Origin of the sequence: Brucella lupini (assembly GCF_002252535.1) — a bacterium.
GTDB lineage: Bacteria > Pseudomonadota > Alphaproteobacteria > Rhizobiales > Rhizobiaceae > Brucella > Brucella anthropi.
On the sequence record NZ_NNRN01000044.1, the window covers coordinates 311048 to 333182 of the forward strand.

Here is a 22135-nt window from a genome sequence, read left to right on the forward strand (position 1 = left end):
ATTTAAGACGAAGACGGCTCCTCGCTGATCGTGGCGATGACCGAAAGGCAATCACCCATCTTGATGAGACCCGGAAAGTGCCGTGCCGCGAGAATTCCGTCGAGTGCGGCGCGGTACTCTTGCGGAGCTACGCCGGTGCGCGCCACATTATGAACGCGGGCAATGAGGTCGCCTTTGCGTATTTCCGTGCCAAGATCGACCAAAGGTTCAAGCAAACCTTCGGTATCGGCAAAGCCGAAGCATTCCTGCGATGGCATATCGAGCCATGTGGTGGGCGAATACTCCACATCACCATGCAAAATGCCAGCGTGGCGCAATAGGTTGCGAATGCCACGCTTGGCGATTGCTGCCGACCGTGCTGAAATCGTGCCGCCGCCAGAAAGCTCGGTCGTCACAAACACCTTGCCCGCTTCTTCAGCCGTCGTGTCGTACATGCCTACAGCATCGATCTCGATCATTCGCATGGAGAAAGGGGCGGAGAATGCTTTGACGGCAGCAAAGCATTGGGCTTCCTGAGTTGCATCGGGCAGGACGTGCGCGGCGGCATAGGGCAGGAAGTCGAGTGTTCGTCCGCCGGAATGAAAATCCATGACGATATCGGCTGTGGGCAGCAGATAGCGGGTGAAATAATCGGCGATCTTTTCAGTTACCGTGCCATCCGGACGGCCGGGGAAACTACGATTGAGATTACCTTTATCTATCGGCGATGTGCGTGTTCCGGCCATGAAGGCCGGGAAATTCATTGCAGGAACAATAATAACGCGTCCGTTGATCTCAGCTGGTTTCAGATTGGCGGCTAGATCGTAGAGTGCAACCGGCCCCTCATATTCATCGCCGTGATTGCCACCCGTAAGAAGGGCGGTCGGGCCGTTGCCGTTACGAATGACACAGATTGGCAGCATCAGCGAGCCCCAGGCGGAATCGTCTCTGGACCATGGCAACCGCAAATGCCCGTGCTGTACGCCGTCGCGGTCAAGATCGACAGTCGGCGTGATCGGGGAGGGACGTGATGGAGGCGAGCTAAGCATCATCGCAGCGTCCTAATCCTTGACCACGAGTTTGCGTGGCACATTCGACAGGCATTCGACGCCGGTTTCGGTGATCACGATGCTCTCGGTGATCTCCAGCCCCATGGTTTCCAGCCAGAGACCTGTCATGAAATGGAAGGTCATCCCGGGCTGCAACTCGGTGTGATCGCCGGGGCGCAGGCTCATCGTGCGTTCGCCCCAATCCGGTGGATAGGACAGGCCGATTGAATAGCCGGTGCGGTTGTCTTTGATGATCCCGTATTTCTTCAAAACAGCGAAGAAGCCGTTGGCGATATCTTCGCACGTGTTGCCGGGGCGAGCAGCAGAAAGTCCCGCTTCCATACCTTCGAGCGTTGCTTTTTCTGCATCTAGAAAAGCCTGCGTCGGCTTGCCGAGAAATACAGTCCGCGACAGTGGGCAATGATAACGCTTATAGCAGCCGGCGATTTCGAAGAAAGTACCTTCTCCGGTCTTCATCGGTAGATCATTCCAGGTGAGATGCGGGGCGGAGGCATCAGGTCCAGAAGGCAGCAGTGGCACGATGGCAGGATAATCGCCGCCGAAATCGTCAACGCCGCGCGTGCCTGCATCGTAGATTTCGGCAACCAGATCGCATTTACGCATGCCCGGCTCGATTTTATCGACGATGCGCTGGTGCATGGCTTCCACGATGCGACCGGCTTTGCGCATATAGCCGATCTCGGTTGAACTCTTCACCGCCCGCTGCCAGTTGACGAGACCTTGCGCATCTTTGAACTGTGCATTGGGCAGATGCTTCTGCAGAGCATGGTGGGCCGCAGCAGTGTACCAGTAATTGTCGAACTCGACGGCTATCGTCTTGTTACCCCATCCCTTTTCCTCGAGGATTGAGGCCAGAAGGTCCATCGGGTGGCGTTCCAGCGATTGCACGTAATGGTCGGGATAGCCGATAATGTTGTCATGGCTGATCCACGCGGTGCGTTTAGCACCGTTGCCATCCTGACCACGACCATACCAGATCGGTTCGCCTTCCATCGAAAGCACAACGCATTGATGGACATAGAAGGACCAGCCATCATAACCGGTAAGCCAGTGCATGTTGGACGGGTCTGTGACGATGATGACATCGAAGCCTGCCTTCTCCATGGCGCGACGGGTTTTGGCTATCCGCTCATCATATTCCGCGCGGGTGAAGTTGAGTTCCACACTCATCGACTGGCTCCTGCAGTTTTGGTTGAATCAATTTTCGTGCCTGCGTCGCGCAGGCTGGCGCGCTCCGTCGCAAGACGGGCGATTGCAGTATCCTGAACCCCGGTGCCCGTGAGGTCGCAGAAGGTTATGTCCTCTGCCTTCCGCTGGAATGTGGGGGCATTGAGAACGATCTGGCCCAGTTCTGGAAAGACAGTATCCGCTGCAACAATCCCAGCCGAAATTGCGTGGTGCAGTTCGCCAAGCCTGCGTGTCTGGGAGAGGCTGTCAGCGACATAGATGATTGATCGCTGGAAAAGGGTGGGGTCGATCTCGTTCTTATGTTCGGCATCCGATCCCATAGCAGTAACGTGCTGACCGGGTGCAAGCCATTCAGCCTTTATGAGCGGTGTTTCCGATGGCGTCGTCGTGACGATGATGTCAGTGCCATCACAAGCTTCCTTTGCACCTGCAATCGCCGTCACCGGTATTCCGAGCTTTTCGGTAAAGTTCTGTGCGGCTTTCTTCGCGCTATCGAAGTTGCGTGCCCAAATCCGCGCCTCGGAGATGGGGCGCACGAGTTTCAGCGCTTCAAGCTGCATTCCTGCCTGCATGCCCGCACCGATGATGGTGGCGACACGGGCATTTTCCCGCGCCAGATATTTTGCTGCGACAGCACCGGCAGCCGCTGTACGCACATCGGTCAGATAGCCATTATCCAGCAATAGTGCTTCGATAAGTCCGGTCTTTGCCGAAAACTGGATCATCAGCCCATTGGTGGATGGTAAGCCGATGGAAGGATTATTGAAGAAGCCGGGACTTACTTTGATGGCAAAGCTGTCTAATCCAGGAATATAGGCCGTCTTCACATCGACTTCGCCACGTTCTGCGGGGATATCCAGCCGAAGAATGGGCGGCATGCTGACACCGCCACTCGCGAGTGCCCGGAAAGCATCCTCCACGCACGCCACGCTTTCAAGGTCGAGGGCTATGATCTGTCGCAGATCAGCTTCGGTCAGAATTCTCATTTCAGCCATCAGCCTGCCCTCCGATAGCGGTCTTCCACGATTGCGCGATGTTGTTCGGGATCGATATTGCCACCAGAAACAATGATGACGGTCGGTCCTGTCGGCTTGATTTTTCCAGCAAGCAAGGCGGCAATACCAACAGCTGCCGCGCCCTCAATAATCTCGCTTTCCAGCCGCGCCGCATGGCGGATGCCTGCTGCGATCTCTTCCTCGTCCAGCAGGATCACGTCGTCCAGCAGCGAGCGGCACATCTCAAAAGTCCAACGGTTATCGAGGCCTATGCCACCACCGAGGGAATCTGCCAGCGTATCCTGTTCCTCAACATTGACTGGTCTGCCCGCTTCAAGGCTCGCTTGCATCGCCGCGCCGCGGCGCATGGAAATTCCAATTACCCGCGCTAGTGGGCGTTTTGCTTTCACTGCTGCAGCCACTCCGGCGGCAAGTCCACCACCAGAAAGCGGAACAAGCACGGTGTCCAGTTCAGGGAGGTCTTTGACAATTTCCAATCCCATCGTTCCCTGTCCGGCAATGATGCGCGGATCGTCGAATGGTGGGATGGCATTCATGCTTTCATCACGCACAAGTCGCACGACTTCTTCCATCGCATCGTCCTGTGAGTTCCCAACGATGCGCACATCCGCACCAAGATCGCGGATTGCCTCGACCTTATTGCGCGGTACAAGCGATGAAAGACAGATTGTGGCGGTCAACCTTTGCATGGACGCCGCATGAGCCAACGCGCGCCCATGATTTCCGGTAGAGGCTGTGACAAGTCCCTGCTTGCGTTCATTTTCGGACAGGCTGAGAACGGCATTTGTTGCGCCGCGAAGCTTGAAACTACCCGTTGGTTGTCTGTTTTCAAGCTTGAGAAAAACCGGCACGCCTGATTGCGCGCTGAGACTTTTGGAGCAGATCAGCGGTGTTCTTTGGACATGACCATTCAGCCTGTCTTGGGCTTGCTCTATTTCGTTGAGACTGATCATTTGCGACACACTTCCCGACATCCGCACCGCCGTTCAAAGCGGCGTGACAATGGGGAGCGCTGCACCAAGCAAAGCACGTCTTCGCTGCAGGCGAGCAAATTGAGGGCGCAATAGTACGCTACGTGCGAAACCGTAAGGCCGCATCTTCGTTCCCCATATGTTTAATTTTTTGTTCTTGGCTCTATGTGTGAAAGACCTATAGGATCATGTCAATAATTATATTGGATCATTACAATTTTGATCTGTCACGACTTTTCGATGTCGGAGCCTTGTCAGCGGCGCAGGGGCGTGCCAATGAGAACAGGAATGTTTGCAGATGCTGGATCAACAGAATGAAAGCCGCCTTGAAGCTCGACGCCGTCGATTTGCGTATTCTCGAAGCCGTTCAGGAGAATGCGCGGATCACCAAGCTTGCCTTGGCGGAGAAGGTCGGGCTTTCTGCGACACCCTGCTGGCTGCGACTGCGCAAGCTGGAAGAGGCGGGGATTGTCACGGGCTATCATGCGCGCATCGCCTACCGTAAAATTGCTCCCATCGCGCATGTCATTGTGCAGATCACTCTGGGCAATCATCGTCAAAGCGATTTTGACCGGTTCGAAAGAGCCGTCACAGCAGTACCCGAAATCGTGTCCTGCTGGTCGGTTGGCGGTGGAGTGGACTATTTTCTGATGATCGTGGCGCGCGACATTGATGGCTATCAGCGTCTGATTGACCGTCTTCTGGATCAGAATATCGGCATAGAACGCTACTTCACCTATATCGTGACTAAGCTGGTCAAGGACGAGAAAGCGAGTGCACCTTTGTCGCTGTTCAAGGAAGTCGCGGACTAGCCCAAACAGACTGTCTGGCTTTTAAATTTAGTCCAATTCGAATGTTCAGCGGGCTGCCTTTGGTCCGAATCCAGAGCTATCCTGTGACAAACTTCTTCCTGAATTGGGAGAAGAACAATGAATGCCGTTCTGGATCATCCGATACAACATGATGGGCTTGGCAGGCTTCGCGATAAGCATCTTTTTCGTGAACTGGGCTATGTCGATGGACGCTGGTTTGCGGGACAAAAGGCCGAAACCTTCCCTGTTCTCGATCCTGCAACGGGTCAGCGGCTTGCCCGTGTGGCAAGTCTTGGCGAAGCTGAGACGACGCTCGCGATCGATGCGGCAGTAAAAGCCTTTTCGGCCTGGCGGGATAAGCTGCCCCACGAACGATCCGCGGTCTTGCGGCGTTGGTTCGAGCTGGTCACGGCAAATCGCGAAGATCTCGCATTGCTGATGACGCTGGAGCAGGGCAAGCCGCTGGCGGAATCGCGCGGCGAAATCGACTATGGCGCATCTTTCATCGAATGGTTTGCAGAAGAGGCCAAGCGTCTTAACGGCGAAACCATAGCGAGCCATCTCCCCAATGCCGAGATGCTCGTGCGCCGTGAGGCGTTGGGTGTCGTAGCACTTGTTACTCCATGGAATTTTCCGCATGCCATGATCACCCGCAAGGCGGCTGCAGCGATTGCCGCCGGTTGCCCGGTCGTCGTGCATCCGTCTTCAGAAACACCGCTTTCCGCGCTTGCCTTGGCCGAGCTGGCCGAACGTGCCGGAATGCCTGCGGGTGTCTTCAATGTGCTGACGGGCAAGGCCGCGCCTATCGTCGATGTATTGTGCTGCGACGAGCGTGTACGGGGGTTGAGTTTCACGGGTTCGACTGAGATTGGCAGGCTGATCGCCACCAAATGTTCGAACACGATGAAACGGCTTGTCATGGAGCTTGGCGGACATGCACCTTTAATCATCTTCGATGATGCCGATATCGAGCGGGCGGTTGATGTTGCTATGGCCGCCAAATTTGCGACCTCTGGTCAGGATTGCCTTGCTGCAAACCGTATCTTTGTTCAGCGCGGCATTCTGAAAGCGTTCACAAAGGCTTTTGCAGCGCGCATTGCGGCGCTGAAGGTTGGCAACGGTCTTGATCCGACGGCGGAGATTGGGCCTCTGATGCACAGCCGGGCGGTGGACAAGGTCGAAGAGCACGTGCGGGACGCTGAAAAGCGAGGCAGTAAGATACTCGTCGGCGGCAACCGGCTGAGAGAGAACTCGCTTTTCTTTGAACCGACATTGCTGGTCGATGTGCCTGATGATGCGGCGATTATGCACGAAGAGACATTCGGACCGGTAGCTGCTGTCACGGTTTTTGATGATGAGGACGAAGTCATAGCCCGCGCCAATGCCACACAATATGGCCTCGTTGCCTATGTCGTAACGACGAACGGTGCGCGACAGCTCCGTATGGGACGCGCACTCGAATATGGAATGGTAGCCATCAACCGCGCGAAAATTACCGGCGCGCCGATCCCTTTCGGCGGCTGGAAGCAATCCGGGCTTGGCCGCGAAGGCTCCCATCAGGGCATCGAAGCCTTCACCGAACTCAAATATCTCTGCATCGATACCGCCGCGTGAAAGCGTGGCGACAGGAAAGGAACATAACCATGTTGAACAATAGCAATGAACTGACCGCTTGGGACCGGGATCACTTCTTTCATCCGTCCACCCATATGGGAATGCATGCACGCGGTGAAACGCCAACGCGCGTGATCGAAGGCGGCGAGGGTGTGTACATTGCCGACGTGAATGGCCGGAAGAGCCTTGATGCCTTCGCAGGTCTTTATTGCGTCAATGTTGGTTATGGCCGCACAGAAATTGCGGATGCGATTGCAGAACAGGCTCGGAAGCTTGCCTATTATCATGCCTATGTCGGCCATGGCACCGAAGTGTCTATCACGCTTGCCAAGATGATCATCGATCGTGCGCCCGAGCATATGAGCCGTGTCTATTTTGGTCTGTCCGGTTCGGATGCCAATGAAACCAACATTAAACTGATCTGGTACTACAACAATATTCTTGGCCGCCCGGAAAAGAAGAAGATCATTTCTCGCTGGCGCGGATATCATGGTTCAGGCGTGATGACGGGAAGCATGACGGGTCTTGCAACCTTCCATAATGCATTCGATCTGCCGCGTGTGCCTATCCTGCATACGGAATCGCCATACTATTTCCGTCGCGCGGACCGCTCGATGAGCGAAGAGCAGTTTTCGCAACATTGCGCCGACAAGCTCGAAGAAATGATCCTTGCTGAAGGTCCGGATACGATTGCTGCCTTTATTGGTGAGCCGGTTCTGGGTACGGGGGGCATTGTGCCGCCACCGGCTGGTTACTGGCAGAAGATTCAGGCTGTTCTTGATCGCTACGATATTCTGCTCGTTGCCGATGAGGTCGTTACCGGCTTCGGCCGTCTTGGCAGCATGTTTGGTTCCGACCATTACGGCATGAAGCCAGATCTGATTACCATCGCCAAGGGATTAACCTCGGCCTATGCACCGCTTTCCGGCTCGATTGTATCGGACCGCATGTGGCAGGTGCTGGTTCAGGGATCGGACAAGATGGGGCCAATTGGCCATGGCTGGACCTATTCTGCCCATCCGATCTGCGCTGCAGCAGGCGTAGCCAATCTCAAGCTCATCGACGAGTTGAAACTGGTTGAAAATGCCGGCTCCACAGGCGCCTATTTCCGCAAGGCACTGCAGGATGCTCTTGGCGATCACAAGCATGTCGGCGAAATTCGCGGCGAAGGTCTGATGGCGGCAATCGAATTCGTGGAAGATCGCGACGACCGCAAATTCTTCGATCCTTCGCTGAAGATCGGCGCACAGGTTTCAACGGCACTTCTTGCCAACGGCGTTATCGCTCGCGCTATGCCTGAAGGCGATATTCTCGGATTTGCTCCACCACTCTGCCTGACGCGTGAAGAAGCAGACAAGGTTGTTGCCGCGACGAAAAAGGCAGTTGCGACCGTCTTTGCTTGAGCCAGTAAAAGCCGTGGCTGTCGGATATTCAATGTCTGACAGCCACGGCTTTTCTCTTTGTTCGCCAGAACAGAAATGTCGCCTTGTCGAAGCCGTTCCATTCGCCATATGTGTTGGTGAGGCATTGAGGAACCATTCCTATGACGACGATTGGCTTGAAGCGTATTTATGAAGCTCCTTCACCGAACGATGGCTACCGTGTACTCGTGGATCGTGTTTGGCCGCGCGGTATGACAAAGGAGAAGGCGGATATAGATCTTTGGGCCAAAGATATTGCCCCGACCGCCAATCTTCGCAAATGGTTCTGCCATGATCCGGCGAAATGGAATGATTTTCAGATAAAATATCGCGAAGAGTTGGAAGGTAACAAGCCAGCACTGAAGGATTTGATCGCGACCGCCAAGGCAAGAGGTGGGCGACTAACGCTCTTATATGGCGCGAAAGACGAAGAGCATAATCAAGCTGTCGTCTTGCATGAATTCATGCAAACTCTGTAGACGGCCTCAAAGAGTGCCACAACCGTGGCACTCTTTGGTATTCAATCTCAAAATCACCACTTGGTGTGGACCTTGAGTAGCGCTTTACGCCCTTCACCATAGCCGCAGACATAAATGCCCTGACAACCAGCGACATAGTTCTTGTCGAACAGATTGGTGACGTTGAGGTCGACCCCCCAATTGTCTTTTTCGTAACCGAGCTTCAGGTCGGCAAGCGCCACAGCTGGCACCTTGAGTGTATTTTCCTCATCGGCATAAGAGGAACCGAGGTAGCGTACACCGCCGCCGAGCGTCACCCCTTGAAAAGCACCGTCTGGCACCTTGTACTCGACAAAGACGGAGGCCTGTTGTTCCGGCAAGAGGTAAGGACGATTGCCGATAATATCGGGGTTGCTGTCATTCTCTTTGATTTTCAGGTCGTAGGCAGTAACCGAAGCAGTCACTTTCCAAGCATCGGTGATATTGGCCTGAACTTCCAGTTCGAAACCGCGCGAGTTGACCTTGCCAAGCTGCTCACGCGCGAAGCTGGAGCCAGTGAGGGCATTCTCCTTGGTCAAATCAAACAGTGAAGCGGTGATCAAGCCGTCGAACAATTCCGGACGGTATTTGACGCCCACTTCATACTGTGTTCCCGTCTCCGGTTGAGCATAGCTGCCATCTGCCAGCGTTTCGATGATCGGATTGAAGAAGGTCGCGACGCTGACATAAGGCGTTATGCCATTGTCGAACTCGTAGCCCAGTCCAGCGCGGCCTGAAGCTTTGCCCTTGTTATATTCGTAGCTCGGCAATCCTGCCGCGTCAGTTTTGACATAGTCGTAGCGACCGTTGAATGTTGCGATCCAGCCGTCGCCGAACTCTACTCGATCCTGTGCGTAAATGCCGATCTGGTGACGTCGCAGATCCTGATCGATATAAGGGTCGAACATCGGGCCCTGTGGTTCACCATATACCGGATTGAAACCATCGATAACAGTCGCCCCGCCGGTCTGCTGCATCTGTTCAATACGGAAATAACGGTACTCGACACCAAACAGAAGATTGTGTGTCAGAGCATCGGTCTCGACTGTTCCCTCAAGCTGGTTGTCGGCAAGGAAGGTATTGACCGTCGTATCGTGCCTGAAATTGATGCGCGCAATGTTCGGATTTCCTGGTGCCGGCTGCGGCAAGAAACCTTCGTAACCATAGGCGTAAAGGGTGTGTTCTTTCACATGTGAAAAACCATAGCGAACGTTCTGCCGTACAGTCCAGTCATTGTCGAACTGATGCTCGAATTCATAGCCGATGGAGGCCTGCTCGCGCTCGTAGGAATCAATGTCGGGCTCGGTGAAATTTCGCTTGCGCGAAATCTTGCCGAACTCGGTTGGAACGACAGTGCCGTAGTAGGGAAGAAAGCCTCCGCCATCGTGGGTCAGATCAAGATGGGTATAGTTGCCGAGAATGGTCAGCTTCGTCGCTTCGTCCGGCTTGTATTCAATGCTTGGCGAGATGACGCCGCGAAATTCCTTGGCGAAGTCTGTATAATTATCGCCACCCTGAATCTTGCCGTTCACACGGTAATTGACCGTATCGCTGGCTTTGTCGCCGATGTCGAAGCCAAGATAGGCATTACCGTAACTATTGACGCCCGTTTCTAGATATCGCAGCCGCTCGTCGGTCGGACGCTTGCTGATATAGTTGACAATGCCGCCCGGATTGGACCCGCCGTAAAGGCCAGACGATGCACCACGCAGAACGTCGATACGTTCAATGCCAAAGCTATCGATCAGGAAACCACCGAAGCCGTAGCTGAAGTTCTGCAAACCGTCGAGATAGGTGCCGTATTGGGTGGCTTCGAAACCGCGAATATAGAGCCAGTCGGTATCGTTATCGACACCGAAAGGCTGTCCGAGCACACCTGGCGTATAGCGCAATGCTTCGTCCAGCTTTTGCGCGCCGATGGCATCCATCTGCTTGCGCCCTACAACTGATACGGATTGTGGAATCTTTTCGACGGCAACGCTGTCTTTCGAGCCGGTTGTCGTTGCTGTTGGAACAAAGCCGTTTACCGGCGCAACACCCTCATCACTACGACCATTTCCCGTCTGTACGACAACCGTGTCAAGGCGAACCGTATTGTTAGTCTCTTGCGCGTAGGTTGTCGAAAGCGGCAGAAATGCAAATGCTGCGTTGCCGGCCAGCAGCATCAGGAAGTGTTGCTTTATCGATGTGGTCATTCGGTGCAAGCCCCTTGAGAAATCCTATATCTGACCCAACTTGCCAACGTCCGATAAGACAACAGCCAAGTACGGCGAATGCGTCAGCGCTGCAACGCATTGCGAATTAATATGAGTATTTACATCAAGATATTGCTAGAAGATTGTTCGTTATTTCGCCTAATTGAATGATCTTTGGCTAATGTAAAATGTCCTCAAATATCGCTCGCGCTGGGTTTACTGTTGGTGTTGTCTGACCCAGGCGGCAGGCGTAGTGCCGGTCAGTTTCTTGAAAACACGGGTGAAACGCGCCTGATCGGCGAAGCCCGTGAGAGCTGCGATATGGGGTAGGGACACGTTTGGTTGCAGAAGCAGAATCTGCGCTTGATCAATGCGCTTCTGCATCTGCCAGGCGTGCGGTGAAACACCTGTCGAGGCCTTGAAGGCGCTGCAGAAATAGGATTCGGACAATCCGGCGAGCGTTGCCAGTTCTTGAAGGCGGATAACGCGCGCGTAATTATCCTCCATGAATTCAGTAACGCGGCGAAGCTGTCGCGGTGAAAGCTTGCTGTTAAGTGTCCTTTGTTCCAACTGCGCTTCAAAGAGTTCTGTTACAAGTGCGGTTAGCAGGCCCTCTCCATAAAGGTCATGCATCGGTGCTTTTGAAATGCATTCTTCGGCCAGCAAGGAACCAATCTGTTCGATCTTCGAGTTCGAAAAGAACAGGCGAGGCTTTTCGATGCTGCTTTTGTCCAGTACGTGACCGAAGCGTTGTTGTAGGGCAGCAATATCGAAATGCAGATCGAGATGCTTTAGTTTTCCCGGACGTGTTACGCGGCTCCAGATCGTCATGCCAGCAGGGACGTAGCAAAGCCTTTGCCGCGGTTGAACACTCGCCAGCGTATGGTTGGTTTGTTCGGGGCGGATTGCCAGTTCCCCTCGGCTTTCAAGCACAAGAAAAAGGCGCGGCGCTTCCGAAACATATTCTCCGCGTGCGCCTGGTCCGCAATCGACCGACCATACGTCGGCTATTGCGCCATTCCAAACGCGATAATGGAGATCGTCCAGTAAGCTGACGTCTTCAATGTGACTTTTCATATGCGGATGGAAGCCCAAACTCTTCTTCCCGATGATGTTTCTCAAAACATGTATATCTTTCTCATATTTTGCTATCAACCTTCGATGAACTGCTTTATTGCAGGCCAGATATCTAGGTCCTGACCCTAGAGTTGACCAAAATCAGGAATGAGAATGATGACCTCCGCTCTGTTCGAACTCGAGAATGTCACCTTTTCAGCCGCCGGGCGCGTCCTGTTGCAACCGCTGACGATGTCGATACCGGTGGGAAGCCTGACAGCGCTTATCGGGCATAATGGTTCAGGCAAATCAACACTTCTGAAAATTTTGGCTCGGCAGCAGCCAGCGTCCGGCGGGACTGTACGCTTTGCGGGTAAGGCGCTTGGTGATTGGGGTGACCGTGAGTTTGCGCGTAAGCTTGCCTATCTGCCACAGCAGACTGCACCTGCGGCAGGCATGCTGGTCAAGGAACTTGTCGCTTTGGGGCGCTACCCCTGGCACGGTGCTCTAGGGCGCTTCGGCGCAACGGACCGTCAGAAGGTGGAAGAAGCCATCGAACTGACCGGGATCGGAGCCTTCGCGGACCGATTGGTCGACACCCTTTCGGGCGGTGAGCGTCAGCGCGTCTGGCTCGCCATGCTGGTTGCTCAGGATGCGGAATGCCTTCTGCTTGATGAACCGACTTCGGCGCTGGATATCGCGCACCAGATCGAAGTTCTCTCGCTTGTGCGTAAGCTGTCACACGAAAAGGACCTGAGCGTCTTCGTCGTCTTGCATGATGTCAATATGGCCGCACGCTTTTGCGATGAAGTGTTTGCACTCCACAGCGGCAGATTGATCGCACAATCCACGCCTAAGGGAATTATGGTGCCAGAACGCCTGGAGGAAATCTATGGCATTCCGATGGAAGTCATGCAGCACACTTCTACGGGACAGTTGATCGCTTCGCCGCGATAGGCTGTCAGTCCCTACCTTCTTCGGGCGTTCCTAACGGAAACAGATGACGGAATGGTCGCGCTTCGTCGAGTGCGCGGGCATAGCTCGGCCGTGCAAGCAGACGTTTGCGATAGGTCCACACATTGGCGAATTTTTCGGGAATGGCATAGGTCCAGTCTGCGTAGAGCAGGGCAGGCGCCGCAGCGCAGTCGGCAAGGCTGAAATCATCCCCCGAGACCCATTTGCGCCCTTCCATATGTCGATCCAGAAACGCATAGGCTGTATCGAAGGCTGCTCGCCAGCGGTTGCCCCCGTCGTCATGCTCGCGACCAAGTGCGATATAGACGAGGCGTTGCTGCGGGTAGTTTATGTAATTATCGAAGAAACGATCCCACATTCTCACGTCCGCGCTGACAAGCGGGTCCGATGGGATCAGTTGTCTGGTGTGGGGATGGGTGGCGTCGAGATACTCGATGATACCGGTCGCTTCAAACACCAGTTTTCCATTATGCGTTAGCACGGGGAATTTACCGAAGGGCCAAACGGCGTTGAACTCGCTCGCTACCGGTTCCGTACCATCAAGCATTCTTGCTTCGAAAGTTATGTCCTTTTCATAGAAGGCGGTTATCGCCTTCTGGCAGTATGACGAAAAGGGATGAAGGTAGAGTTTCAAGGTCATCGTGGTCCTCCCAGACAGATGGCAGATGAACTTCAATCGCCGTTGGCGCGATAGTCCGCGCGATTGATGCCATGACGCTGCATCTTATCGTAAAAGGTCTTTCGCGGAATACCGAGCGCCTCAATCGTTTCCTGAACATTGCCATTATGGGCGGCAAGCGTTTCGCGGATGAGCGCTTCTTCGTAGCGCTCGAGCCGTTTTGGAAGTGTTTCTTGATTGCCGACCATCGATTGCAGCAAGTGAGCCGGTTTCGCAACGCCAAGCGCTACGCGGTCGGCAAAATGTGCCAATTCGCGGACATTTCCCGGCCAGCTATGGTTCATGAGATGTCGGTGTGTGGCCGCATCGATAGCGGGCACATCGCGATTGAATCGTTTCGACGCTCGCGTCAGGAAATGTGCGAAAAGCAACGGAATGTCGTCTCGTCTTTCTCTCAGCGGCGGGATGGAAAGCGTGACAACATTCAGCCGGTAATAGAGGTCCTCACGGAAGTCGCCTCTCTGGGCGGGGTCACCGAGGTCGATCTTTGCTGCAGCCACAACCCGCAGATCGACCGGGCGAACCTCATTCGTGCCGAGTGGTGTGATTTCGCGCATCTCAAGGACGCGCAGCAGTTTCACTTGCGTTGCTGCAGGCATGCTTTCAATTTCATCGAGAAACAGCGTGCCACCACTTGCATGTTCAACCCGTCCGAGCCGCTTTTTCTGAGCTCCCGTGAAAGCACCTGCCTCGTGACCGAACAGTTCGCTTTCAATCACCGTTTCGGGCAAGGCCCCGCAGTTGAGCGCTACGAAATTGCCTTTGCGACGATGGCCCCAGTTGTGCAGCAACTGTGCGACGACTTCCTTGCCACTGCCAGTTTCACCAGCCACGAGCACATCAACATCCGTATCGGCTATATCGCGCAAGGTACGGCGCAGATTTTCCATCGCCGGTGTCTGGCCGATCAACGGCAGATCGCCCTCCACATTCTCGGCGGCTTCGCGTAAGGCGCGGTTTTCAACGATAAGCTGTCGCTTTTCCCATGCACGACGGATGCTGTGCACGAGCCTGTCGGCTGCAAACGGCTTAGCGATGAAATCATAGGCACCGTCCTGAATGGCTTGCACCGCCATCGGAATATCACCGTGGCCAGTAATCAGGATTACTGGCAAATCGGGGTCAATGGTTTTGATCCGGGCAAAGAATTGGAGACCGTCGATCTGCGGCATGCGGACATCGGTAACGACAACGCCATCATACTCAAAAGTAACGCTGTTCAACGCATCCAGTGCGCTTGGAAAATCAGTAACCTCAAAACCGGCAAGCTCAAGCGTTTGACGAGTGGCGCGGCGGAGCGCCTTGTCATCGTCGACAAGAATAACGGAGGGTGACTTGCCCATCATGCTTTTCTCAGTTCGATGCGGAAAGATGTGCCTGCGGCATTACTTTCGGCGGAGATGGCCCCGCCATAGTCAGTGACGATCTCCTTGACGATCACAAGACCTAGACCGAGACCTTTCTCCTTCGATGTGTTGAAAGGCGAAAACAGATTGTCGCGAATATGCTGCGGCATACCCGGTCCATTGTCGGAAACCGATATGATGACCTTGTCACGATCTACATGAGTACGAACTTCTATTTTTCCATCATTCTGTTTTAAATCAATGGCTTCCAGTGCATTCTGGAACAGGTTGATGAAAACCTGTTCCAGCCGGATTGAATGACCGATAACTTGCAGTTCCGGCGGTGGTAGTGCGATATCGAGCTGATCCATGCGCCCGGAGAACCTGCTTCGCAACAGTACCAGCGCACCCGAAATGACCTGACTGAGCGAAGTCGGCTCGGAAGGAGTGCGTCCTTTGCGGGCAAGTGCTTTAAGGTCGCCCGTGATTGTACCTATGCGGTCCGTTAATGCGGCGATTTCACTGAGGTTTTCGGTTGCGTCAGAAAGGCGTTTCCGTTCGATGAAGGTTTTTGCGTTGTCTGCATAGGCGCGAATAGTTGCGACGGGCTGGTTGATTTCATGCGCCACGCCAGCCGCTACTTGCCCCATGATGGCCAGGCGATTGGCGTGCACGAGGTCCTGCTGCACCCCTTGCAGCATTGTTTCGGTGCGACGGTGGTCGCTGACCTCAGCTTGCAGTCTGTCGCGTGCCAGACTGAGATCGCGGGTGCGCTCTTCCACGCGTTCTTCCAGTTCCATCTGTGTACGCTGTGCATTGGCGATGCGTGTCGCGATTTTCTGCCTGCGACGTAAAAGAAGTCCGGCAACCGTTGCGATGGCTGAAAGGATGATAAAGGTGAACAACCGGGATTCACGAATGGCGGAAGGAATCTGCGGGCGAATTGGCGCGAGACTGTACATCTGCCAGGGAGTGGAAGGCACGATCGAACGGATCGCGAGAAAGTCGGTATTGCGCGCATTGCCGGGCAGCAGCGCATCAATCAACTGTACATCCTCGCCGTCGATTGACTTGATCGACAGGGGCAAGGGTTTAAGTGGCGCGTCACCAAACTGCAGGCTATCGCGGATAGACTGAAGCTGCTCCTGATCGATCGAGCCAATGGTCATGAAACGCCAGGACGGCAAGCTTGTAATCAGAACGATATTTCGTTCATCCGTCACGAAGGTCGGTCGTCCGGCATTGTTCCAGTCACTTTCCAGCCTGTCGAACTCCAGCTTGACAACGATCACCCCCAAGGGACCGCTTGGGCCATCGATGCGACGGGATATGTAAAGACCGGGGCGATTGCTGACATTGCCGAGCGCAAAGTACTCTGCATCCCCGTTTTTCAAAGCGTTGTGAAAATAGGGGCGAAACTTGTAGTCGTTGCCGACAAAACTCGTTGGTCCGCGCCAGTTGCTTGCCGCGATGGCAATGCCGTCCATGCCGACAAGATAAATGACGGCCGCTTGCGTCCCATCCGCCAATGCTTCGAGTTTCTCATTCAAGGGATCGATTGTTGTGGCTGTTTTGTCCAGTAATGCAGCTTCCAGCGCCTTATCCTTTGACAGCACCAGAGGCAAAGCACGTTGCTTGTCGAGAACAGCGCGCAACAATGCAGTGTTGAGGTTGGCATCGATCCTTGTCTGCTCGCTTAATGCGAGGACGGCCTTGTCTCGTGCCATGTCGCCGACGACCCAGAATGCAAGCGCGAAAACCGCAGCCCAAAACAATCCGAACAACGCCCATGTCCGTCGGTTGATGTTTGTGGGTCGGGTGCGGCTGTCCGCTGGGGAGGGGTTCGAACTCATTGCTCTCATTGTGCAATATTTCACACAAATAGGAAATCCAAATGTGCGGATAATCGCACTTATTCTAGATTTACTTCGATGCGAAAACTCACAAATTTAAAGAAAACAACACGTTAGTGATCTATCTCCAAACTGGCACGGACATTGCAATCAATCAGTTCAGCAGCGGCTGGGACCGCTGGAATTCGAGACTGAAGGCTTGGGAGGCTGGACAGGTTCCGGACTGAGCCGAACGGAGGACACTATGATTGCAGTACCGACAGGTGCCGCGGCTGCGCCGCGCGGCCCAATCCCCTTTTACAAGCATCTTTATGTACAGGTATTGGTGGCTATTGCTGCCGGTATTCTGCTTGGCCATTTTTATCCCGAACTGGGCACGCAGTTGAAGCCGCTTGGCGATGCGTTCATCAAGCTCGTGAAGATGATTATCGCGCCTGTCATCTTCCTGACCGTTGCGACCGGCATCGCCGGAATGACCGACATGAAAAAGGTCGGTCGCGTTGCCGGTAAGGCAATGATCTACTTCCTGACCTTCTCGACGCTTGCCTTGATTATTGGGCTTATCGTCGCCAACGTCGTGCAGCCGGGCGCCGGGATGCACATCGACCCGGCTTCGCTTGATCCGAAGGCCGTTGCCAACTACGCCGCCAAGGCACATGAGCAGACCATCACCGGCTTTCTGAGCAACATCATCCCGACAACGATTGTTGGAGCATTCGCAGACGGCGACATTCTGCAAGTGCTGTTCTTCTCGGTTCTGTTTGGTATTGCGCTGGCTCTTGTCGGCGACAAGGGCAAGCCTGTCACCGATTTTCTTCACGTCCTGACAGCACCCGTTTTCAAGCTGGTTTCGATCCTCATGAAGGCCGCTCCAATCGGTGCTTTCGGTGCCATGGCATTTACCATTGGCAAATACGGCATCGGCTCGATTGCCAATCTCGCGCTTTTGATCGGCACATTCTATCTCACGGCCCTGCTGTTCGTGCTTGTCGTTCTGGGAGCTGTCGCCCGTTACAATGGCTTCTCGATCCTCGCTCTCATTCGCTACATCAAGGAAGAGCTGCTGCTGGTTCTGGGCACCTCTTCGTCTGAAGCCGCACTTCCCGCGCTGATGGACAAGATGGAGAAGGCTGGCTGCAAGCGCTCTGTCGTTGGCCTCGTCATTCCGACGGGTTATTCGTTCAACCTCGACGGCACAAATATCTACATGACGCTGGCAGCGCTCTTCATCGCGCAGGCGACGGATATTCCACTGTCACTGAGTGATCAGATACTGCTTCTACTGGTGGCTATGTTAAGCTCCAAGGGTGCAGCAGGCATTACGGGTGCCGGTTTCATCACGCTTGCGGCTACGCTGTCCGTTGTTCCAGCCGTTCCAGTCGCGGGTATGGCCCTGATCCTCGGTATCGACCGCTTCATGTCAGAATGCCGCGCTCTGACCAATCTCGTTGGCAACGCGGTCGCAACCATTGTCGTGGCACGTTGGGAAAATGAACTCGATACCGACAAGTTGGCCGCAGCGATGAACGGAACGCCTGTTGTCACAGACCTTGTTCCGCAGCTGGAACCTGCCGAATAACGGCATATCAGACAGTAAGAGAAACGGCCCGCTTCTGGCGGGCCATCTTCCATCTAGCGCTCTACAGGTTTGCCTTGCGTTATCAACCGGGCGCTATGCTGGCCGGAGATGTAAGTCCAGAGCCAGCTCCAGGCGACGGCGGCACGGCTTCGCGTTCCAATAAGGAAGAAGATGTGCGCAATGCCCCAGAACCACCAGGCGATGAGTCCCTTGAGCTTGAAGCGCCCCATATCAACCACAGCGGCGCCTCTGCCGATGGTCGCAAGATTGCCCTGATGCTTGTAACGGAATGGCATCGGTGGGGTCTTACCTTCAATGCGGCTTTTGATGACCTTGGCAACATAGGCACCTTGTTGCTTGGCGGCAGGGGCAATACCCGGAACCGGCTTGCCGTCCGGTCCCTCGACCCACGCCGTATCACCAATGACGAAGATATCCTCATGGCCAGGTACATTGAGGTTGGATAACACCTTCACGCGCCCTGCTCGGTCACTCTCGGCGTTGAGCCACGTTGCAGCTGGAGAGGCAGCCACGCCTGCTGCCCAGATTGCCGTCCGGCATGGAATGAAGTCTTCGCCGACAGTCACGCCCTCGGCTGTGATGTCCTTGACCGGAATTCCGAGCCGTACTTCCACCCCCAGTTTTTCGAGCGCTTTCAACGCATAATTGGACAGGTCTTCTGGAAACGCCGCCAGAATGCGCGGACCGGCTTCAAGCAGCATCACGCGTGTCTGCCGCGTGTCTATATTGCGAAACTCCGGCCATATGGTTTGCTTGGCCAACTCAGCGATAATGCCTGCTAGTTCAACGCCGGTCGGCCCGCCACCGACGATGGCAAATGTCAACAATGCTTGCCGCTTTGCTTCATCGCTTTCACGTTCTGCACGCTCAAAGGCGAGAAGCAGGCGACGGCGAATGGTGGTTGCGTCCTCAAGCGCCTTCAGTCCGGGGGCCAACGCTTCCCATTGATCGTTGCCGAAATAGGCGTGTCGTGCTCCAGTGGCGAGTACGAGCATGTCGTACGAAATTTCGGTGCCGTTTTCGAGCAGCACCTGACGGTGCTCGGTGTCAACATCGGTGACTGTGCCCAATAGCGTGGTCACTTCCTTGCGATCTTTGAACAGATGCCGGATCGGCCAGGCAATTTCGGACGTGGCCAGGATGGTTGTTGCAACCTGATAGAGAAGCGGCTGGAACAGGTGATGATTACGCTGATCGATCAGCGTTATTCGCACATCGACGTTTCTAAGATCGTGGATCAGTTGCAATCCGCCAAAACCGGCGCCGACGACAACGAGATGGGGGGCTCGCTTTTCACTCATTACTTCAGCCTGCTTTCATCCTTAAAATGCTCGTCAATCACCCTGTTGCAAGAGGAGGATCGTCGTCAGACATATTTTATGTCTGTGTCCTGTTTTTTCCAGACATCTTACCCCGATATTGATCTATTTTAAGTTTTCATCACACAACGGTGTAAGGAGATTGTCTCCGTTCCAGAATAGAACAATTCCAGAAAGCACTTTCAACTTTTTGAGCGATCTTGTTTTTGCTGTCATTTCTTTTAACATTTTGCGTTTGCGGCCTCTTGTCTTTGGTGTTTCCGCTCTAGCTAACCCTAGGTTGTTATCGGAGCTTGGAGGGACGGATGCATTGGCTTCAGGCAATATTTCAGCAGGCACCCGAAATTGCTTTGTTCCTTTCCCTGGCCGGCGGGTATGCGATCGGCAAGATACACTTCGGCAAGTTCCAGTTAGGAGGGGTTGCCGGGTCACTGCTTGTCGCGGTGATAATCAGCCAGGTGGGCGTTCAGATCGATAATGGGGTGAAGGCTCTGCTCTTCGCCCTTTTTATTTACGCAGTCGGTTTCGAAAGTGGTCCGCAATTCTTTCGATCACTCGGGCGGCAATCCTTGCGTGAGATCGCAATGGCCGCGGTGCTCGCGATCAGCGGTCTCGCGACCGTCGTCATCATGGCGCGCATATTTGGTTTGGACAAAGGTCTTGCGGCGGGTATCGCAGCAGGTGGGCTGACGCAATCTGCAATCATCGGAACGGCAAGTTCGGCCATTTCCAAGCTTGGTCTGGCAGCCGACGAAGTGCAGCGATTGCAGGCCAATGTCGCTGTTGGATATGCTGTGACCTATATTTTCGGTTCCTTCGGAGCGATCATTGTCTGCGTCAATCTGCTGCCGAAATTCGCGGCAAAAAACTAAGCTATTGTAATCATTTCTTTTTCTTATTACCGCTCCCTAACCTCTGGATTGGGTTAGGGAATAGTTTGTTCGCAGCACGTTCTGCAAGCCTAGCTCGATCTGCCTTCCGTGTATAGACTTCGGCCATCTTTGTTGATGACCAACCGTACATAGCAGTTAGCTCAAATGGCGTGGCTCCGTTGTCCGCCGCAAAGGTCGCACCGGCCTTTCTAAGCCCATGAGCACGGCCCGGAACTAGCGCCTCATCACACCTGTCAGCGAACCAGTATCCGAACCCTGCATGCTTCCACGGCAAGCCCTTGCTGGTAATCAGAAACACCATGTCGCCGGTCTTGGTGGCGTTGATCGACTTAGCCAGTGGATCGAGTAGCGGAATTATAATCTCCGCACCCGTTTTCGATGTCCTGATTGTGATGTAGTTATTTTTGATATGTTGAGGCCCCAGCGTGATAGCATCCGTGCGCCGGAGGCCAGTATACAGCATCAGGTCAAGCGCTAGCCGCGCCTGTGTGCCGACAGGATGCTTCTCCTGGTATCGATGAACTTCCTCAATCGTCCAAGTATGGAAACCGTCTGACTTCGGCTTCTTTGGCTTCACGTCATCGGTCGGGTTGATCTTTATCCACCCACTATCGACTGCAAACTCAAACAGCTTCCGCATGATGCTGAGATATGCGCCAGCCTGAAACGGCGTTCCTTCTCTCCGAAGCATACCTTGACGAATATCGTCGGTCCCGATGCCTCGGAAGTCTAAATCCCCACCTGTCTTACAAACTCCCTCAAGCATGACCTTCTGATTGCGCTGCGTGAACGGTTTCAGAAGCGAATACCGTCCGCTGGCGTAGTATTGATCTACAAGCCAGCGGAGCGATGTGTGTGATGCTTTCTGGCGTTTTGGTGGCTCATTCCCAGACAAAGCCGCATCGTAGGCTGCATTAAACTCTTTCGATCCGAATTGGCCGGGAAGCCGTATGCGTTTCTCTTTCCCACGGCGGAAGTACCAGATGGTTTTCCCGTGTCTGGTTACTTCACGCTGGATATACGGCTTTCTCGGTCTTGGCATGGTCACTACTAGAGATACCCTTTCCCTTTATTGTCAATCCGTGGCTGGTCAGATATGTGATCTTCAGGCACCAACCTAATGAACGCATTGCCGATTTTAATTTCTGGTATGTGACCAGCTTTCTCGGCTCCCATGCAGATTGCGGTTATCTGTCGAGCGGTGACATCAAGACGCTTTGTCATCCTCACTCCCTTTCCCGCAGTGCGGCGCGGCCTGCTTCGGTGATGCTGTAATGGTTGTGGCCGTGATATTGAGCCAGTCCGTTACTTAGGCTTCTTGCCGTCGTCAGTTCTGGTCCGACGAGAATGGTAGGTCCTTCGGCGCGATCCAGCCGTCTCAAAACGCGTAACCTAGCTTCTGTCATCTTCATTAGCTCTGCTCCCCAAGTGCGGATGCGGCGAGGAAAGCCGCGTATCCGATATAATCGAAGATGCCATGTTTTTGCGCATTGTCGTATGCGATCACCATTTCGGATTTCGGCTCCTGTAGAGCGGCGAGGATGGTGGAGATGGCGGCTTGGGCCGTTGGCGTGTAATCAACGACCTCGCTGTGCTCCAGCGTCTCCATGTCTGTTGATTGCCACTGAGAACTGACCCGGCGTTTCCACCG

At 54.3% G+C, this 22135-nt stretch carries 19 protein-coding genes; 7 read left to right on the forward strand and 12 right to left on the reverse strand.

Annotation, left to right across the window (positions count from 1 at the left end; all coding sequences use genetic code 11):
- Nucleotides 1-2: 2 nt before the first annotated feature.
- From doeB to eutB, 4 genes are read right to left on the reverse strand one after another with little or no spacing between them, the layout of a single operon-like run.
- A complete protein-coding gene (gene doeB, locus CES86_RS11340) occupies nucleotides 3-1031 on the reverse strand; it encodes a N(2)-acetyl-L-2,4-diaminobutanoate deacetylase DoeB (RefSeq protein WP_029927578.1) in 1029 nt (342 codons plus the stop codon).
- A 9-nt stretch (nucleotides 1032-1040) separates the two neighbouring features.
- Nucleotides 1041-2219, reverse strand: coding sequence for an ectoine hydrolase DoeA (doeA, locus tag CES86_RS11345; protein WP_029927576.1), 1179 nt, complete (start codon nucleotides 2217-2219; stop codon nucleotides 1041-1043).
- Nucleotides 2216-3232 carry a cyclodeaminase gene (locus tag CES86_RS11350; RefSeq protein ID WP_029927574.1) on the reverse strand — a complete coding sequence of 339 codons (1017 nt, stop codon included), beginning with the start codon at nucleotides 3230-3232 and terminating at the stop codon, nucleotides 2216-2218. The genes doeA and CES86_RS11350 overlap by 4 nt, the downstream gene beginning before the upstream one ends.
- Complete coding sequence (gene eutB / locus CES86_RS11355) at nucleotides 3232-4206, reverse strand: hydroxyectoine utilization dehydratase EutB (RefSeq protein WP_094514392.1); 975 nt, start codon at nucleotides 4204-4206, stop codon at nucleotides 3232-3234. Before eutB ends, CES86_RS11350 begins: the two co-directional genes overlap by 1 nt.
- A 344-nt stretch (nucleotides 4207-4550) precedes the next feature.
- On the opposite strand from eutB, the gene CES86_RS11360 reads away from it, so the two are divergent.
- The 4 genes from CES86_RS11360 (at nucleotide 4551) to CES86_RS11375 (ending at nucleotide 8550) form a co-directional block, all read left to right on the forward strand.
- Nucleotides 4551-5036 carry an Lrp/AsnC family transcriptional regulator gene (locus tag CES86_RS11360; protein ID WP_029927569.1) on the forward strand — a complete coding sequence of 162 codons (486 nt, stop codon included), beginning with the start codon at nucleotides 4551-4553 and terminating at the stop codon, nucleotides 5034-5036.
- A 117-nt stretch (nucleotides 5037-5153) separates the two neighbouring features.
- Nucleotides 5154-6650, forward strand: a complete 1497-nt coding sequence (locus CES86_RS11365; protein ID WP_094514393.1) for an NAD-dependent succinate-semialdehyde dehydrogenase — start codon at nucleotides 5154-5156, stop codon at nucleotides 6648-6650.
- 29 nt (nucleotides 6651-6679) lie between these two features.
- A complete protein-coding gene (locus tag CES86_RS11370; protein ID WP_029927565.1) occupies nucleotides 6680-8053 on the forward strand; it encodes an aspartate aminotransferase family protein in 1374 nt (457 codons plus the stop codon).
- Between the two features lie 140 nt (nucleotides 8054-8193).
- Nucleotides 8194-8550 (forward strand): DUF488 domain-containing protein, encoded by a 357-nt coding sequence (locus CES86_RS11375; protein ID WP_010658672.1) that lies wholly within the window; start codon nucleotides 8194-8196, stop codon nucleotides 8548-8550.
- A 53-nt stretch (nucleotides 8551-8603) separates the two neighbouring features.
- Here the strand turns inward: CES86_RS11375 and CES86_RS11380 are convergent, their stop codons facing one another.
- Nucleotides 8604-10763, reverse strand: coding sequence for a TonB-dependent siderophore receptor (locus CES86_RS11380; protein ID WP_094514395.1), 2160 nt, complete (start codon nucleotides 10761-10763; stop codon nucleotides 8604-8606).
- 216 nt (nucleotides 10764-10979) lie between these two features.
- Nucleotides 10980-11840 (reverse strand): helix-turn-helix domain-containing protein, encoded by an 861-nt coding sequence (locus tag CES86_RS11385; protein WP_235819912.1) that lies wholly within the window; start codon nucleotides 11838-11840, stop codon nucleotides 10980-10982.
- Between the two features lie 156 nt (nucleotides 11841-11996).
- Between CES86_RS11385 and CES86_RS11390 the strand changes: the two genes are divergently transcribed.
- A complete protein-coding gene (locus tag CES86_RS11390; RefSeq protein WP_094514423.1) occupies nucleotides 11997-12776 on the forward strand; it encodes an ATP-binding cassette domain-containing protein in 780 nt (259 codons plus the stop codon).
- 4 nt (nucleotides 12777-12780) lie between these two features.
- On the opposite strand, the gene CES86_RS11395 is transcribed toward CES86_RS11390, so the two are convergent.
- Genes CES86_RS11395 through CES86_RS11405 form a run of 3 tightly spaced genes read right to left on the reverse strand, consistent with a single transcriptional unit; the run spans nucleotide 12781 to nucleotide 16681 of the window.
- Nucleotides 12781-13434, reverse strand: a complete 654-nt coding sequence (locus CES86_RS11395) for a glutathione S-transferase family protein (protein ID WP_012092897.1) — start codon at nucleotides 13432-13434, stop codon at nucleotides 12781-12783.
- Between the two features lie 32 nt (nucleotides 13435-13466).
- A complete protein-coding gene (locus CES86_RS11400) occupies nucleotides 13467-14819 on the reverse strand; it encodes a sigma-54-dependent transcriptional regulator (RefSeq protein WP_012092898.1) in 1353 nt (450 codons plus the stop codon).
- Nucleotides 14816-16681 (reverse strand): ATP-binding protein, encoded by a 1866-nt coding sequence (locus CES86_RS11405; protein ID WP_094514398.1) that lies wholly within the window; start codon nucleotides 16679-16681, stop codon nucleotides 14816-14818. The genes CES86_RS11400 and CES86_RS11405 overlap by 4 nt, the downstream gene beginning before the upstream one ends.
- Before the next feature lie 235 nt (nucleotides 16682-16916).
- On the opposite strand from CES86_RS11405, the gene CES86_RS11410 reads away from it, so the two are divergent.
- Nucleotides 16917-18251, forward strand: coding sequence for a dicarboxylate/amino acid:cation symporter (locus CES86_RS11410; protein WP_012092900.1), 1335 nt, complete (start codon nucleotides 16917-16919; stop codon nucleotides 18249-18251).
- A 53-nt stretch (nucleotides 18252-18304) separates the two neighbouring features.
- Here the strand turns inward: CES86_RS11410 and CES86_RS11415 are convergent, their stop codons facing one another.
- Nucleotides 18305-19573, reverse strand: a complete 1269-nt coding sequence (locus CES86_RS11415) for an NAD(P)/FAD-dependent oxidoreductase (RefSeq protein ID WP_094514400.1) — start codon at nucleotides 19571-19573, stop codon at nucleotides 18305-18307.
- Between the two features lie 323 nt (nucleotides 19574-19896).
- On the opposite strand from CES86_RS11415, the gene CES86_RS11420 reads away from it, so the two are divergent.
- Nucleotides 19897-20463 (forward strand): aspartate-alanine antiporter-like transporter, encoded by a 567-nt coding sequence (locus tag CES86_RS11420; RefSeq protein WP_208617822.1) that lies wholly within the window; start codon nucleotides 19897-19899, stop codon nucleotides 20461-20463.
- Nucleotides 20464-20473: 10 nt separating this feature from the next.
- Here the strand turns inward: CES86_RS11420 and CES86_RS11425 are convergent, their stop codons facing one another.
- Nucleotides 20474-21526 carry a tyrosine-type recombinase/integrase gene (locus CES86_RS11425; RefSeq protein WP_094514402.1) on the reverse strand — a complete coding sequence of 351 codons (1053 nt, stop codon included), beginning with the start codon at nucleotides 21524-21526 and terminating at the stop codon, nucleotides 20474-20476.
- Nucleotides 21527-21895: 369 nt separating this feature from the next.
- A partial coding sequence (locus CES86_RS11435) for a hypothetical protein (protein WP_208617823.1) occupies nucleotides 21896-22135 on the reverse strand: 240 nt, incomplete at its 5' end.

Excerpts from the sequence above, each read along its gene's own strand:
- doeB (WP_029927578.1), bottom strand. The coding sequence starts at position 1,031 with ATGATGCTTAGCTCGCCTCCATCACGTCCCTCCCCGATCACGCCGACT.
- doeA (WP_029927576.1), bottom strand. The coding sequence starts at position 2,219 with ATGAGTGTGGAACTCAACTTCACCCGCGCGGAATATGATGAGCGGATA.
- CES86_RS11350 (WP_029927574.1), bottom strand. The coding sequence starts at position 3,232 with ATGGCTGAAATGAGAATTCTGACCGAAGCTGATCTGCGACAGATCATA.
- eutB (WP_094514392.1), bottom strand. The coding sequence starts at position 4,206 with ATGATCAGTCTCAACGAAATAGAGCAAGCCCAAGACAGGCTGAATGGT.
- CES86_RS11365 (WP_094514393.1), top strand. The coding sequence starts at position 5,154 with ATGAATGCCGTTCTGGATCATCCGATACAACATGATGGGCTTGGCAGG.
- CES86_RS11370 (WP_029927565.1), top strand. The coding sequence starts at position 6,680 with ATGTTGAACAATAGCAATGAACTGACCGCTTGGGACCGGGATCACTTC.
- CES86_RS11375 (WP_010658672.1), top strand. The coding sequence starts at position 8,194 with ATGACGACGATTGGCTTGAAGCGTATTTATGAAGCTCCTTCACCGAAC.
- CES86_RS11380 (WP_094514395.1), bottom strand. The coding sequence starts at position 10,763 with ATGACCACATCGATAAAGCAACACTTCCTGATGCTGCTGGCCGGCAAC.
- CES86_RS11385 (WP_235819912.1), bottom strand. The coding sequence starts at position 11,840 with ATGAAAAGTCACATTGAAGACGTCAGCTTACTGGACGATCTCCATTAT.
- CES86_RS11390 (WP_094514423.1), top strand. The coding sequence starts at position 11,997 with ATGACCTCCGCTCTGTTCGAACTCGAGAATGTCACCTTTTCAGCCGCC.
- CES86_RS11395 (WP_012092897.1), bottom strand. The coding sequence starts at position 13,434 with ATGACCTTGAAACTCTACCTTCATCCCTTTTCGTCATACTGCCAGAAG.
- CES86_RS11400 (WP_012092898.1), bottom strand. The coding sequence starts at position 14,819 with ATGATGGGCAAGTCACCCTCCGTTATTCTTGTCGACGATGACAAGGCG.
- CES86_RS11405 (WP_094514398.1), bottom strand. The coding sequence starts at position 16,681 with ATGAGAGCAATGAGTTCGAACCCCTCCCCAGCGGACAGCCGCACCCGA.
- CES86_RS11410 (WP_012092900.1), top strand. The coding sequence starts at position 16,917 with ATGATTGCAGTACCGACAGGTGCCGCGGCTGCGCCGCGCGGCCCAATC.
- CES86_RS11415 (WP_094514400.1), bottom strand. The coding sequence starts at position 19,573 with ATGAGTGAAAAGCGAGCCCCCCATCTCGTTGTCGTCGGCGCCGGTTTT.
- CES86_RS11420 (WP_208617822.1), top strand. The coding sequence starts at position 19,897 with ATGCATTGGCTTCAGGCAATATTTCAGCAGGCACCCGAAATTGCTTTG.
- CES86_RS11425 (WP_094514402.1), bottom strand. The coding sequence starts at position 21,526 with ATGCCAAGACCGAGAAAGCCGTATATCCAGCGTGAAGTAACCAGACAC.